8 protein-coding genes and 1 pseudogene are annotated in these 14,617 nt (G+C 72.5%); 5 read left to right on the top strand and 4 right to left on the bottom strand.

The window, feature by feature from the left end; translation table 11 throughout:
* The first annotated feature begins 2 nt into the window (after positions 1-2).
* The 4 genes and pseudogenes from AC07C1_RS01125 to AC07C1_RS01110 all read left to right on the top strand — a co-directional run bounded on the left by AC07C1_RS01125 (position 3) and on the right by AC07C1_RS01110 (position 7,937).
* Positions 3-1,097, top strand: a complete 1,095-nt coding sequence (locus AC07C1_RS01125; protein ID WP_478936071.1) for an effector-associated domain EAD1-containing protein — start codon at positions 3-5, stop codon at positions 1,095-1,097.
* A complete protein-coding gene (locus tag AC07C1_RS01120) occupies positions 1,090-5,538 on the top strand; it encodes an AAA family ATPase (protein ID WP_478936070.1) in 4,449 nt (1,482 codons plus the stop codon). The genes AC07C1_RS01125 and AC07C1_RS01120 overlap by 8 nt, the downstream gene beginning before the upstream one ends.
* A gap of 170 nt (positions 5,539-5,708) precedes the next feature.
* A pseudogene (locus tag AC07C1_RS01115) lies at positions 5,709-6,359 on the top strand (IS3 family transposase); the annotation flags it as partial.
* A gap of 201 nt (positions 6,360-6,560) precedes the next feature.
* The gene (locus AC07C1_RS01110; RefSeq protein ID WP_478936069.1) at positions 6,561-7,937 is read left to right on the top strand and encodes an MFS transporter; all 1,377 of its coding nucleotides are present in this window, start codon (positions 6,561-6,563) and stop codon (positions 7,935-7,937) included.
* A gap of 130 nt (positions 7,938-8,067) precedes the next feature.
* Here the strand turns inward: AC07C1_RS01110 and AC07C1_RS01105 are convergent, their stop codons facing one another.
* From AC07C1_RS01105 to lnt, 4 genes are all read right to left on the bottom strand, one after another.
* On the bottom strand, positions 8,068-9,987 hold the full coding sequence (locus tag AC07C1_RS01105) for a helix-turn-helix domain-containing protein (protein ID WP_478936068.1): 1,920 nt from the start codon (positions 9,985-9,987) through the stop codon (positions 8,068-8,070).
* 76 nt (positions 9,988-10,063) lie between these two features.
* Positions 10,064-10,885, bottom strand: a complete 822-nt coding sequence (locus AC07C1_RS01100) for a 3-hydroxybutyrate dehydrogenase (protein WP_478936067.1) — start codon at positions 10,883-10,885, stop codon at positions 10,064-10,066.
* A 54-nt stretch (positions 10,886-10,939) separates the two neighbouring features.
* Positions 10,940-11,419 carry an NUDIX hydrolase gene (locus tag AC07C1_RS01095; protein ID WP_478936065.1) on the bottom strand — a complete coding sequence of 160 codons (480 nt, stop codon included), beginning with the start codon at positions 11,417-11,419 and terminating at the stop codon, positions 10,940-10,942.
* A gap of 65 nt (positions 11,420-11,484) precedes the next feature.
* Positions 11,485-13,095, bottom strand: coding sequence for an apolipoprotein N-acyltransferase (gene lnt, locus AC07C1_RS01090; RefSeq protein ID WP_478936064.1), 1,611 nt, complete (start codon positions 13,093-13,095; stop codon positions 11,485-11,487).
* A 531-nt stretch (positions 13,096-13,626) separates the two neighbouring features.
* On the opposite strand from lnt, the gene AC07C1_RS01085 reads away from it, so the two are divergent.
* Entirely contained in the window at positions 13,627-14,601 is a 975-nt protein-coding gene (locus AC07C1_RS01085) for an O-antigen ligase family protein (RefSeq protein WP_478936063.1), read from the top strand.
* The last annotated feature ends 16 nt before the right edge of the window (positions 14,602-14,617 follow it).

Raw genomic sequence — 14,617 nt, 5'->3', positions numbered from 1 at the left:
CCGTGGTACATCTGCTCGACCGCACGGTCTTCACCCTCGACGACCCCCAGGCCCGCGAGCTGCTGGACGCGCTACTCAAGGCCTACGAGCACGAGGACGACGTCCGGCGCCTGGTGAAGACCGCCGGTCTGAGCCCGGTGGGCATCGACTGGAAGGGCCCCCTGGCCGACGTATGGCCGCGCGTGCTCGAACACGCCGCCTCCGAAAGCCGGCTGAGAAAGCTGACCCAGGTCGTCTCGGATGACGAGAACAGCGCCGCCTACGACATCTTCAAGCTCCTCCTCACCCAGGAGGACCCCGTCGGCACCTCCGACCCGTGCGCCGCCCTCCTGCTCGGCGCCGGACTGCCGCGAGCCTTCATCAACCGACGCGAACTGCGCGGCAAGCTGCGGGAGATGCTCGACGTGCGGGAGGGCCGCGTGCTGATCGTCGACGGCGACCGGCGGTCCGGCAAGACCTGGACCTGGTACCTGCTCTGCCACGTCCTCCGCCGGCACGGGGTCACCCCGTACAAGATCGACCTGACGGCCTACGCGCAACCCGTCGAGGTCAGCGACATCGTGGCCGAACTCGAGGACCAACTGGGCTGGGAGCTGGGTCAGGACGACCCCTTCGCCTCGGAGGACGCCCGGGTCAGACGGGTGGTGAACCGCGCCAAGCAGTGGGTGCGGGCCGCGCGGCAGGACCTCTGGCTGGTCTTCGACGGCCTGGTCAGGACGGCGCTGACCCCGCAGGCCCTGCGCCTGGTGGAGAGCCTCGCCGAGGCCGTGGCGGGGGGCGAGACCGGGGGCCGGCTGAGCATCGTCCTCATCGCCTACGCCGGACAGCTGCGGCCGTCGGTCGATCCCTATGTGTGGCGCACCCGCCTCGGCCCGATCCATGTGCCGGACCTGCACGAGTTCTTCTGCGCCATCGCCGTGAGCGCCGGAGCGCGCATGACCCCGGATGCCGCCGACGTGCTCGTCACGGACGTGCTGCGCGAAGCGGTCGGCGGCGACGTCGACCGCGACGCGCCCCTGCCCCTGGAGAAGGTCTCCGCCGTTGCAGCCCTGCGCGGCCGGCAGCTCTATCAGACGCACGGGGGAGCCGGTGCCTGAATCCTCTCCGTCGCGCGAGCTGACCTCGCACGACGTCCTGAACCTGCTGCGCGACACCGGGCTCGCGGCGACCCAGCCGGAGGCCCGCGACATCTCCCCCCAGCGGTGGGAGCTGCGGGCCAGAACCGCCCTGCTCGGCGCCTTCGACGCGGCCGAACTGGAGGGCCGGGTCGGCGACGGCGACTCCGAGGCCGCTGCCCTGCGGGAGTTCCTCACCCACGACTGCGACCGGGTGAACACCCGCCAGGGCCGGCGCTGGCGCCTCGTACCGTCCGTGCGCACCGCCACGCTGGAGCGGTTGCGCACCCCGGACGAGCTGCTGTCGGCGCTGCGTTCGGGAATCCCGGCCGGGCACGACACCGCCCGCGACTGCGCGGAGCAGGTACTGACCGGCACCGCGCCTCCCCTCGGGGATCGGACCCGAGACGAACTGCACGCCATCCTCACCCTCGTCCGGTGGTTCGACGACGCGACCGGAGCCCGCAGGGCCCTTGCCGAGCGCGCCCTGGACCTGCCCCGGCCGGACGACGTCGAGCTGCACATCGAACGGGCCCGGTTGCTGCAGCCGCTGGAGGCACTCGCCGACGCGAGCTTCTGCGGGCGCGAGCGGGAACTGGCCGTGCTGGCCAGGTACGTCGGCACCGAGGCACCGGGCGCCGGGCCGGCGCCCGCGGACGGCCCGCCCGGCACCGGCCGACGCGACTGGCTGCTGATCCACGGTCCCGGAGGCGTCGGGAAATCCACCCTGGTGGCCCGGTACGCCCTCGACCGCATCGGCAGGACCCCGGCCGCACAGGGACTCCCCTTCGTCCACCTGTCCTTCGACCGCACGGACCTGCCGCCGGAGCAGCCACTCACCCTACTCGGCGAGGCCCTGTGCCAGCTGCGGGTGCTCGTACCCGAACTCGACGTACCAGCCACAAGCGAACTGGAGCGGGCCGTCCGCACCACCCTCGACGCGGACAACCGGGCCGAAAGCGAGCAGCAGGGCAGCCGAGGATCGAGGACGGGACGCGCCCACGATGAAACCAGTCTCGCCATGCTGTTCTCCCATCTGGTGGCGGCGGCGTTGGGGAACACGAACCGGCCCGTCCTGCTGTTCCTCGACACCTTCGAGCAGGCTCAGCGCAAGGGCCCGCTCGCCCTCGCCCGTCTCCTGGACTTCCTCGAAGTCCTGCAGGACGTGTGCCCGTGGCTGCGGATCGTCGCCGCCGGGCGGGCACCGGTGGCGGACCGGCGGTTCGCGGAACTGCCGCTGGAAGGGTTCGATCCGGCCACCGCCCGGTCCTTCCTGCGCCGACTGCTGCCCGGCTCCGGCGCCGAGTACGAGACCGCCCTGGACGCCATCACCCGGACCGCGGGATCGGACCCGCTCAGTCTGAAGCTGGCCGCCGAACTCTTCCGCAGGGAGGGGGAGCAGGCCCTGAGCGACCCGGCGCTGCGCCGCCAGGTCCAGCTGCGCCTCCAGCCGGAGGAGGTCCAGGGCGTGCTCTACCGGCGCATCCTCGACCACCTGGAGGACCAGGACCTGCGCCGCATCGCCAGTCCGGGACTCACCGTCCGCCGGGTGACACCCGACGTCATCCACAAGGTGCTCGCCGCGCCATGCGGCCTGGGACACGTCAGCGGACGGCGGGCTCGAGTCCTGTTCCACCGGCTCCGCGACGAGGCTGCGCTGGTGGCGGACGTGCCGGGGCAGGAAGCCGTCGTCCACCGGGCCGACGTACGCCGCGTCATGCTGCCGATGCTCCGCAGCGACGCGGGCGAGGTGGTCGACCGGATCCACCGCAGAGCCGTCGACTACTACCGGAGGCTGGCCGCGACCGATCCCGCCAACGCCGCCGAGCACCGGGCGGAGGAGCTGTACCACCGGATGTGCCTGGGGCAAGGAGCCAAGACGCTCGACCGCCGCTGGCTGTGGGAGGCCGGTCCGCTGCTCGACTCCGCCCTGGAGGAACTGCCCGCCCGCAGCCAGGTGTACCTCTCCGAACGGCTGGGCCTCACCGTCCGCCCTGAACTGTTGCGTCAGGCCGACGACGAAACATGGGCACGCCAGGCGCTGCGTGTCTGCACCAGGCAGTTGACCGAGGGCCGGGCCGACGCCGCGCTGGACCTGCTCGACGAACGCGCGGAGCAGGTCAGCGAGGACGAGCGGCTGGGCGCCCTGAGAATCCGGGCGCTCGCCGCGCTGGGCCGGATGAGCGAGGCGCGGGCCCTCGTCGAGCCGGTCCTCGAACTCGCCTCACGGGCCGGTGACCCCCGCGGTTTCGTCGACATCGCGGTGCGCGGGGCCCGCATCGAGGAGGACCTCGGACGCTTCGGCGCCGCACGCTCCCTGCTCGGTCAGGCGCGCGCCGCCGCCGAAGCCGCCGCACTCGGAGAGGCGTCGCTACTCACCGTCGCCGTGGCCGCACTGCGCCTGCACCGACGGGACGACAGCATCGACACGGCCGAGGCGGGACGGCTGCGCGCCGAGGTCCTGGAGCGTGTCGCACGCCTCGGCACACGCGAACGCTCCCGGCACCCGGCGCTGGTGCGCGAACTGGCCGCCGAGGTGGGCGACCAGGTGCCCGATCTGGTGTCGGAGTCGGCGCGTCAGCTCGGCGTCGATGTGACGGGTGCCACCGGGCAGGTCCTGCGCAGGTCGCTCAGCGCGGAGGAGGTGCGCGATCTGGAGAGAACGACACGCGCCGCGCGGGAGACACGGAACTCCGCAGAGGCCGCCGTGGCAGGCGGGTCCGACGCCGCCGATCTGATCGTCCACAACAACCACATCGCCCGGGGCACCATGGTCGGGTCGTACATCGACAGCGGATCCGAGCACCAGCTCTCCTGGAGCCACGCGTTGGTCAACACCTACCAGTACGAGGTCGACCAACCCGAGTTCACGCGGACCGGCTCCGGCCGCCGCGGCACATGGGTCGGCGAAGACCTGGCGCCCCAGGACGCGGTCGTCCTCGTACCCGGATTCATGGGCAGCGCTCTGGTCGACACCCACAGCGGCGACCGACTGTGGGGTCACGAGACCGCCGAGGACCTCGCGCGCGCCTGGCTGCGGGGCGACGTCCGTGACCTGCAACTGACGGAGGACGAGCTTCGGGGAGACCAGCGGCGGATTCACCCCGTCTCCCTCCTGCGCACCCCTTCCTGGGCTCCCATGCTGGGCGGACTCGAATCGTACGAACCCCTGCGCCGGTGCGTCCGCTCCTACGTCGCACACCCCGACGCCGTGCTGGAGTTCCCCTACGACTGGCGACTGGCGGTGACCCACAACGCCCGTCTCCTGGCCCAGGCAGCCGCATGGCATCTGGAGCGCTGGCGCGCCCACCCCGCGGTGTCCCGGCAGCGTGAGGACAGGAACGGCGGGGCGCCGCCACGGCTGGTGGTGATCGCGCATTCCATGGGCGGGCTGGTCGCCTGCGGGGCGCTGGGCCAGGACACCTGGCTCGCTGAGAACACCAGGGCCATCGTCTGCCTCGGCACACCCTTCCGGGGCATTCCCCAGACGGTGGGCATGCTGGATTCGCAGGCCACGTCCCGACCATGGCCCCGGCCCACCCGCCGCATGCGGGAACTCCTGCGCACCTGGCCCGGGTTCTACGACCTGCTTCCCGACTACCGGTGCATCGAGGAGCGTGGCCGCGTACGGCGCCTGCAACTCGACGACGTGGCGCGGCTGGGCGGCGACACCGCCCTCGCCCGGGAAGCCATGAGCAGGCGGCCGAGCATCCAAGGGGCATCACTGCCGCAGCGCGTCGGCGCTGTCGTGGGCGTGGGAGAACGCACCGTGCAGAGCGTCGACCTCACCGACGGCGCCGTCCGCCTGCGGCACACCACGCCACGTCTGACCACCGACGGATCACCACTGCGGAACGAGCGCGGGTCACTGCTGCGCTGGGACGCCGGCGGAGACGGCACGGTCCCCACCGTGTCGGCCAACGCGCCGAGGCACGACGATCTCTTCGTCCCGGTCCGGGGCGGCTCACTCGTGATCGAGGAGTCGGTCATGTCGTTCGTAGCGGGCGTGTTGTTGTCCGCCCAACCGGGTCCGGAGCCGCCGCGCCTGACGAGGGGGGAGGACGCGCAGGACTCCCGGGAAGGACGCCTGGCACGGTACTCACCCGACGACGGTGGCATCGGGCTGCCGTCGGCGGAGGGCACCTCCCTGTCCCTGCCCGAGGTGGCGGAGGCAGGGCGGCCCTACGAGATCCTCGTCCGCGGCGCCCAGGCGCGGGACGCCCGAGTGCGCTGCGACGGGGTGACCGGCCCTTCCTCGGCCGGCGCCGAGGTCGCGGCCCTGGGCCGGCCGCTGCCCGACGGTGAGGGGCTGCTGGCCCGGCTCGTCTTTCCCGCGCCAGGGTTCTACCGGGTCACGGTGGACTTCGGCGAGAGGTCGGTGAGCCGCCTGGTCTTCGCCGTCGATCCGGACGACGGGGGATGAGCTCAGCTGCATCGGGATCGAGCGTGCGAGGTGACGCTCGATCCCGCCTCATGTGAGCAGACGGTGAAGAAATCGACACGGGCAATCCTGGGTCTCCTTGGTGATTCAACCAGCATGCACGGCTTCACGTTGCGCGTCGGTTGCATAAAGGTGCATGAATTGCTGGCTTGGGGCTTGACATGGCCGAGCGCACCGCGTGGCGGATCTGCCGGGACAACCGCTGGTGGAGTGTCTTCGGGAAGAGGCGTGGCCGGGGCAAGAAGGCCAACCCGCCGGTGCTCGACGATCTCGTGAGCCGCAACTTCACCGCGCCCGGCCCGAACCGGCTGTGGCTCGCCGACATCACCGAACACGCCACCGGACAAGGCAAGCTGTACCTCTGCGCGATCAAGGATGTCTTCAGCAACAGGATCGTGGGCTACTCCATCGATGCGCGGATGAAGTCCCGCCTCGCCTTAGCCGCCCTGGACAACGCCGTGGCCCGGCGAGAACACGTCGACGGATGCATCCTGCACAGCGATCGCGGATCACGGTTCCGGTCCCGGAACTTCGTCTGAGCCCTCGACCACCACCGGATGACCGGATCGATAGGGAGAGTCGGGGCAGCCGGCGACAACGCGGCCATGGAGTCCTTCTTCAACCTGCTGCAGAAGAACGTCCTCGACCGCCGGACCTGGGCCATCCGTGACGAACTGCGGATCGCGATCGTGTCCTGGATCGAGAAAACCCACCACCGGCGCCGCAGGCAAGCCGCACTCGGCCGGCTGACCCCCGTCGAATTCGAGACCGTCATGACCACACGGGCCCGCCAGGGCGCGTGATCGAACCTGTCACCCGAACCTGCAGCAGACCCTTGCGACCACCTTCGAGCCCCTGAACCACCCTTCTGTGAGCTGGCATGGTAGCCGCACGCATAGCCAACCCCCGAACTATGGTGCCCCACCACATGTGCCCCTGACGTGCGGCTTCCTACCGTGTGCCGACACGTACCCGTCCCCACCGCACACGAGGAAGTGGCGCACATGGCCTCCGGAACCACCGCTCCCCCACCCCCCGCCAGCCTCCCCAGAATCGTCGCCGCCAGCCTCATCGGCACCACCATCGAGTGGTACGACTTCTTCCTCTACGGCTCCGCCGCCGCTCTCGTGTTCAACAAGGTGTTCTTTCCGGACTCGGACCCGCTCGTCGGGACGCTGCTGTCCTTCCTCACGTACGCCGTCGGGTTCGCGGCCCGCCCGTTGGGGGCGCTGGTGTTCGGGCACTACGGTGACCGGCTGGGGCGGAAGAAGCTGCTGGTGCTCAGCCTGGTGCTGATGGGCGGGGCCACCTTCGCCATCGGACTGCTGCCCACGCACGCGACGGTCGGCACCGCCGCGCCCGTGCTGCTCACCACGCTGCGGCTGGTCCAGGGGTTCGCCCTCGGTGGCGAGTGGGGCGGTGCCGTCCTGCTGGTGTCGGAGCACGGGGACGCGCGACGGCGCGGCTTCTGGGCCTCGTGGCCGCAGACCGGGGCACCGGCGGGGCAACTGCTCGCGACCGGGGTGCTCTCGCTGCTCACCGCCGTACTGTCCGACGACGCCTTCGGCACCTGGGGCTGGCGGGTTCCGTTCCTGCTCTCCGGGGTGCTCGTGCTCGTCGGTCTGTGGATTCGGCTCTCCGTCGACGAATCGCCGGTGTTCAAGGAGGCCCTGGAGCGCGCCGAGTCCCGCCGGACCGGTGAGCGGGAGAAGCTGCCGCTCGTCTCCGTGCTCCGGCACCACTGGCGGGACGTGCTCGTGGCGATGGGCGCCCGTATGGCGGAGAACATCAGCTACTACGTCATCACCGCCTTCATCCTCGTCTACGCCACCACCTCGGCGGGCGTCTCCAAGCAGACCGCGCTCAACGCGGTCCTCATCGGCTCCGCCGTGCACTTCGCGGTCATCCCGGCCTGGGGCGCGCTGTCCGACCGGGTCGGGCGGCGGCCGGTCTACCTGTTCGGCGCGGCCGGGGTCGGCCTGTGGATGTTCCCGTTCTTCTCGCTCGTGGACACCGGGTCGTTCGGCTCCCTGGTGCTGGCCGTGACCGTCGGGCTCGTGCTGCACGGCGCCATGTACGCGCCCCAGGCAGCGTTCTTCGCCGAGATGTTCGCGACGCGGATGCGCTATTCGGGCGCTTCCATCGGTGCGCAGTTCGCCTCCGTGGCGGCCGGTGCGCCCGCCCCGCTCATCGCGACCGCGCTGCTCGCCGACTACGGCAGTTCCACCCCGATCGCCCTGTACGTGATCGCCGCCGCGGTGCTGACCCTGATCGCGGTGGGCCTGGCGCGGGAGACGCGGCACCGGGACCTCGCCCGGGTCGAGGGCGAGGAGGGCGAACCCTCCGACGCGAGCCCGGCCGCCGAGGCACGGACGGTCTGAGCGACGCGGCCTCTGCGGCGCGCACCCGCCAGGTCCCCGTACGGCACGTCCGTACGGGGGTCGGGGTCTGCAAGGGACCACCGCCCGTACGGCGGCCGGCGCCTGACAGGGGATCACCCGCCGGGAGGTGTCACCGTCTGCCCGGTACCGCCAACCGGTGGAGCCGCAGGGCGAGTTGGATCTCCAGGGTGCGGGCGGGGGTCTGCCAGTCCTCACCGAGCAGCCGGCCCACGCGCTCCAGCCGTTGGGCGACCGTGTTCACGTGCACATGAAGCGCGTCCTTGGTACGGGCCGGGCTCATCCCGCAGGCGAAGTACGCGTCCATGGTGCGCAGCAGCTCCGTGCCGCGCCGTTCGTCATAGGAGGCGACCGGGCCGATGGTGCGGTCGACGAAGCCGGTGACGTCCCGTTCGCCCGCGAGGAGCAGGCCGAGAAAACCGAAGTCCTCGGCCGCGGCGCCGTCTCCGGCCCGGCCCAACAGGTGCAGCGCGTCCAGGCAGCGGCGGCCCTCGGCGTAGGCCGCGGCCACCTTCTCCGGGTGCGCGGCGAGATCGGTGACGGGGGCGGAGGCGCCGACCGTGACCGGTTGATGGACGGCCGTGCCCAGCTGGCGGGCGGTGCGGCGGGCCACGTCCGTGGCGGTGTCGCCGGTGCCGAGCGGCAGCAGCAGGACGGTACCCCCGTCGCGGGCGGCGGCCAGGCCGTGCCGGGTGGCGGCGAGGTGGGACGCGGCGGACCACAGACGGCGGCGGGCCGCTGCCTCCTCGTCCGCGTCGGCCGCCGGGCCGTCCAGGCGGGCGGCGAGGACGGCATGCGTGGCGTCCAGATCGGCGTGGAGCCGGGCGGCGCGTTCGCGCAGCAGCCGCGGGTCCCGGTCACGGGTGTCCAGGAGGTCGTCCAGCAGCTCGCCCCGTACCCGCTGTTCGGCCTCGGCGGCGGAGCGGCGGGCGAGCAGGAGCAACGAGGTGACCATGGCGGCGCGTTCCAGCGTGCGCTGGTCGACGGGGTCCAGGGCCGGGTGTCCGCGCAGGACGAGGGCGCCGAGGAGTTCGCCGCCCGCGGTGACCGCGGCGATCCAGTCGCTGCCGTGCGGTACGGCGTGCCCGTCGGCGCGGGACGCCTCAAGGGCCTCGGTCGGTACGGCGTCGGCCTCCGCGAACTCGACTGTGCCGTCGAGGACTTCGGAGACGGCCGCCGCCACGTCGTGGACCCCGCCGCCGCGCAGGACGAGTTCGGCGAGCCGGTCGTGGACGTCCGAGGCGCGTTCGATGACGGCACTGCGGTCCCGGATGATCTCGTTGGCGCGCTCGAGTCCGGCCAGGGCCGCACGGGTCTCGGTGAGCAGGTTGGCGGTGTCGATGGCCGCGGCGGCGAGCGCGGCGAAGGAGCCGAGCAGGGCGATCTGCTCGCGTTCGAAGACGCGGGCCCTGCGGTCGGCGGCGAAGAGCACGCCGATGACGTGCGGGCCGAGCATCAGGGGCACACCGAGGATGGCGACCAGGCCCTCGTCGCGGACGCCGTCGTCGATGCTGAGGGTGTGCTGGAAGCGGGCGTCCTTGAAGTAGTCGTCGGTGACGTACGGCCGCGTCGTCTGGGCGACGAGCCCGCCGAGCCCCTCCCCCATGCCGAGGCGCAGTTGCTGGAAGCGGGCGGACACGGAGCCCTCCGTCACCCGCATGTAGGTGTCGCCGCGCGCCGGATCGTTCAGGGTCAGGTAGGCGACGTCCGTGCCGAGCAGGGAGCGGGCGCGCTGCACGATGGCCTGGAGGACGGCGTCCAGGTCCCTCAGCCCCGCGAGATCGTGGGCGGTCTCGAACAGGGCGGACAGCTCCGCCTCGCGTCGCCTGCGGCCTTCCAGCTCCGCGCGGACACGCAGGGCGAGCAGCCTCGCCTGCTCCAGCGCGGCGATCCGGTCGGCGGGCCGGCCCTCGGCGCGGGCGAGCAGCACCGGCTGCTCGTAGGCCTCCACGGAGGCGTGGTGGGCCAGCAGCTCGAGGTACTCGGCCTCCGCGCTGCCAGAGGGTGCCGACTGAACGTGATCGCGAGACATGGTCACAGGATTCCGCATCGACGGCCCGGCCCGGCAGGCCTGTGGAAAACTCCCGGGCCCGAGACCGCCGGGCCGCTCAGTGGGCCGTCCATCCGCCGTCGAGCACCAGCGAGGTGCCGGTGACGAAGGACGCCTGCGGAGTGCACAGGTAGGCCACGGCCTCGGCGACCTCCTCCGGTTCGATGAGCCGCTGGAGCGCGCTGTCCTTCAGCAGGACCTCGGACAGCACACGCGCCTCGGGGATCCCGTGCGCCTGCGCCTGGTCGGCGATCTGCTTCTCGACCAGGGGCGTGCGCACATAGGCCGGGTTCACACAGTTGGAGGTCACACCATGGGGCGCGCCTTCCAGGGCGGCCGTTTTGGAAAGGCCTTCCAGGCCGTGTTTGGCGGCCACATAGGCGGACTTGAAGGCGGAGGCGCGCAGACCATGGACGGAGGACACATTGACGATCCGGCCCCAGCCCTGCGCGTACATGTGCGGGAGGGCTCCGCGGATGAGACGGAACGGCGCCTCCAGCATCACGGTCAGGACGGTGTGGAAGACCTCGGGGGGAAACTCCTCGATGGGGCGCACCAGTTGCAGTCCGGCGTTGTTGACCAGCACGTCGGCCCCGGCGGCGGCGCGTTCGGCGGCGTCGAGATCGGTGAGGTCCACGACGTGCGGAACGACGGTGCCCGCGAGGTCTCCGCCCAGCTTCGCCTGCTGGGCCAGCTCGGCCAGGCCGGCCGCGTCCCGGTCGACGGCGCGCACCTCGGCCCCGGCGGCGGCGAGCCGCAGCGCGCAGGCGCGGCCGATGCCGCTGGCGGCGCCGGTGACGACAGCGGTGCGGCCGCCGAGGTCGAGGGCGAGGGGCTGGACATGGGGTCCGGGACCGGGCAGGGGGGTGGACGAGGTCATGTGTCGACCCTAAGCGGAGCCCATCCCTCACCACATATGGTGACCACCCATACTTCAGCTGGCAGTCATAGGGTCGAACCATGTGGGTGCCTCGGACATGGCCTGCTTGATCCGGAAGAGACCGAACTCGTTCAGATCGGGCAGCGCGTCCACCGCGAACCAGCCCACCTCAAGCGACTCGTCGTCGTTGACCCGGGCCTCCCCGCCCACCGCCCGGCAGCGGATGGTGATGTCCATGTACTGGCAGACGTCCCCGTTGGTGTAGGTCACCGGCTCCAGGGCCTGGACCAGGACGATCCGCTCGGGGACGCAGTGCACCGCCGTCTCCTCGAAGACCTCCCGCACCGCGCAGGCGGCGGGCTGCTCGCCCGGCTCCGGAATGCCGCCGATGACCGACCACTTGCGCGTGTCGGACCGCCGGCCAAGGAGCACTCTGCCCTCGTCGTCGAAGACGATCGCGGTGATCCCCGGCAGCCAGAGCAGCTGATGGTCGATGGAGGTCCGGAGCGTGCGGATGAATTCGGGAGTGGCCATGGCCCGACCCTAACGGGCCGGTCCGCGGCTCCCGCCGCATTCACGGGTGTACGACGGTCGTACGGCTACGCGCCAACGGCGCGCCGGCCGCGCACACCGGAGCCGATCGCCCAGCCGATCCCACCCGCCGCGACCAGCACCAGGACGATCTCCGGCAGGATGCCCAGCTCGGTCGCCGGAGTCCGGGAGCTGCGCAGCGGCACCTCCTGGACAAGGTAGGCGGGCACGAACATGCCGGTCTTCTGGGTGATCTTCCCGTCCGGCAGGATGAACGCGCTGACACCGCTGGTCACCGGCACGGTGACGGTGCGGCTGTGCTCGACGGCCCGGATCCGGGACATCGCGAGCTGCTGGTAGGTCATCTCGCTGCGGTCGAAGGTGGCGTTGTTGCTCGGCACGGAGATCATCTGCGCGCCGTGCGTGACCGTGTCCCGCACGGCCCAGTCGAACGCGGCCTCGTAGCAGGTGGCCAGGCCGACCTTGACGCCCGCGATGTCGAACACGCCCGGCTCGCCGCCCCGGCTGAAGTCCTGGCGGACCATGCCGGTCCAGTCCTTGTTGATCGCGCCGACGAGCCCGCGCAGCGGAAGGTACTCGCCGAAGGGCTGGATCTGCCGCTTGTCGTAGGTCTGGGTCGGACCCTTGACCGGGTCCCACAGGATCTGCTCGTTGAGCAGCTTGCCGTCCTTCTCGACCACCCCGCCGACCGAGATGGGCACGCCGACCGCCTTGGCGGCGCCCTCGATGACGGCGGCCGCGTCGGGGTTGGCGAAGGGGTCGATGTCGGAGGAGTTCTCCGGCCACAGCACGTAGTCGGGCTTCACGGCCTTGCCCGCCTTGATGTCGGCGGCGAGCCTGAGCGTCTCGCGCACGTGGTGGTCGAGTACGGCGCGCCGCTGGGCGCTGAACTCCAGCCCGGAGCGCGGCACGTTGCCCTGGACGACCGCCACGGTCGCGGTGCCGTCCTCGGCCTTGGCGCTCACCAGCGCGCGGGCCGCGACCGCGCCCGCCACCGGCACGGCCACGCTCAGCAACGCGACGGCCGCCGCCCCGCGCCGCACGGCCCGGGCACGGCGCCCCTCGACGATCAGGCGCCCGGCCTCGTACAGACCGAATCCGCACAGCACCACCGCGAAGCCGAGCACCGGGGTGCCGCCCAGCGCGGCGAGCGGCAGGAAGACACCGTCCGCCTGACCGAACGCGATCTTGCCCCAGGGGAAGCCCCGGAAAGGCACACGCGCGCGTACCGCTTCGCCCGCGATCCAGACGGCGGCCGCCCACACCGGCCACGCCGGCAACCTGGAGACGGCGGCGACACCCACACCGGTCAGGGCGATGAAGACCGCCTCGATGGCGACCAGGGCGAGCCAGGGACCCGGACCGACCTCCACACCGGTCCACACCAGCAGCGGCAGCAGGAAGCCGAGCCCGAAGAGGTAGCCGAGCCCGAGGGCCGCCTTCCAGCCACGGCCGCGCAGCACCCAGCCGAAACCGGCGAAGGCGGGCAGCGCCAGCCACCACAGGGTGCGCGGCGGGAAGCTGATGTAGAGCAGCACTCCGCAGAGCACGGAGGCGGCGGCCGGGACCAGGCGCAGCAGCCGGCCACCGAGCGCGCCGGACGCGGGAGGCGGCCGGAGCTGATCCGGCTGGTCCACGGAAGTTGCGGTGACGGTCACCCGGGTGAGTGTACGGCGGCCGGCCTGGCCGCCGACAACGCGGTCGGACGCCGGAGCCGGCTCCTACGACCGCGGTTGTCGCTGGTCGGCGCACGCTCCGGCCGACCGCGGTCGTCGCTGGTCGGCGCCCGCTCGGGCCCGACGGCGATTCGCGTCCCGGCCGCGGCACCACGCCGCGCACACCATCGCCGCCACGCCGCGCACACCATCGCCGCCGCGCCGCGCACACCATCGCCGCCGCGCTGCACACACGAGCGGCGTCGGCCCCGGCGTCCGGCCGGCAGCCCGGGCGGGCGCCGGCGGTGGAACCCCACGGACCTCACGACGTTTCTCCGCACTCGTCCACAAACGGGCCATCAGCCGTTACGGTGTGCCCAGCCTCGGCGGTGCGGCCGGACCCGGCGCGCTGCCTGGGGCTGCCACAGGTCGGGGGACGGGTGCGAGGGGCGACGGGTGGGGTCGACGGGGATGAGGTCCGCAGCCGGTGCGGACGCGGACAACGCAAGACGAAACGTTTCTGACGGTGCGGGCATGATCCTGCTCGGAGCCTGCGCCGGATGGTCGCTGATCACCGCGGCGGCCCACGGCGGGCGCCCCGAGGGCCTGCTGCTCGCGGTGCTCGCGGTGGCCGCCGGCTATGCCGCGGGCCGGGTATCCGGGGCGCTGCTGCCGGTGGCCGCGCCCGGCGCCGGCGCGGCGGCCGGGCTCGCACTCGCCGTGGCGTTGCCCAGCCTCTCCCCCGGCCCCCGGTACGCCGCCCCGCTCGGGCATGCCGGGGCCACGGCCGCCCTGCTGGCGCTGGCCGCCGGAGCCGCCTGCTGTGCCGCCTGGGCGACGCCCGTGCCGGCACTGCGGCTGGCGCTGCGGGCGCTGGCCGCCGCCACCGTGCTGACCGGGGTCGCCCTGGGGTCGGCGGCCGGGTGCGCGGCCGGCGCCGTCGTCCTGCTGTGCTCGCTCGCCGCGGGCTCGACGCCCCGCAGGGGCGCGGGCCTCGCGGCGCTGGCCGTCACAGCGGCACTGGTGGCGGGGACGACCTGGGCACTCGCCGCGGACTGGTTGCCCGACGGCCTCGCCGGGGCACTCGCCGGCCGATTCCCCCCGCACCGGGTCCAGCTGTGGCAGGACGCCCTGCGGCTCGCCGGCCAGGACAGTGGCCTGGGCGTCGGCCCCGGCCGGTACGGCGAGCTGAGCGGCACGACTGCGCACACTCCGCTGCCCGACGGCAAACCGCACTCGGCCCCGCTGCAGCAGGCGGCGGAACAGGGCTTCGTCGGCGTGTTCCTGCTGGCGGCCGTGTTCTGCTGGGCGCTGCACGCGCTGTGGCGCACCCCTCGCTCCACCCCGGTCGCCCTCACCGCGGGCGCGGCCCTGACGGCACTGGCCGCCGTGGCCTCCGTGGGGAACGCACTGAGCTTCACCACGGTGACCGCAGGCGCGGGACTGTTGGCCGGCTGGGCGACGGCACGGCCGTGGGCGGGCGACGATCCGCAGCAGGCACCCCTGTGAGCAGCACCCGAGCCGG

It is taken from the genome of Streptomyces sp. NPDC045022, assembly GCF_056432605.1.
This window is presented reverse-complemented; position numbering and strand designations above follow the sequence as displayed.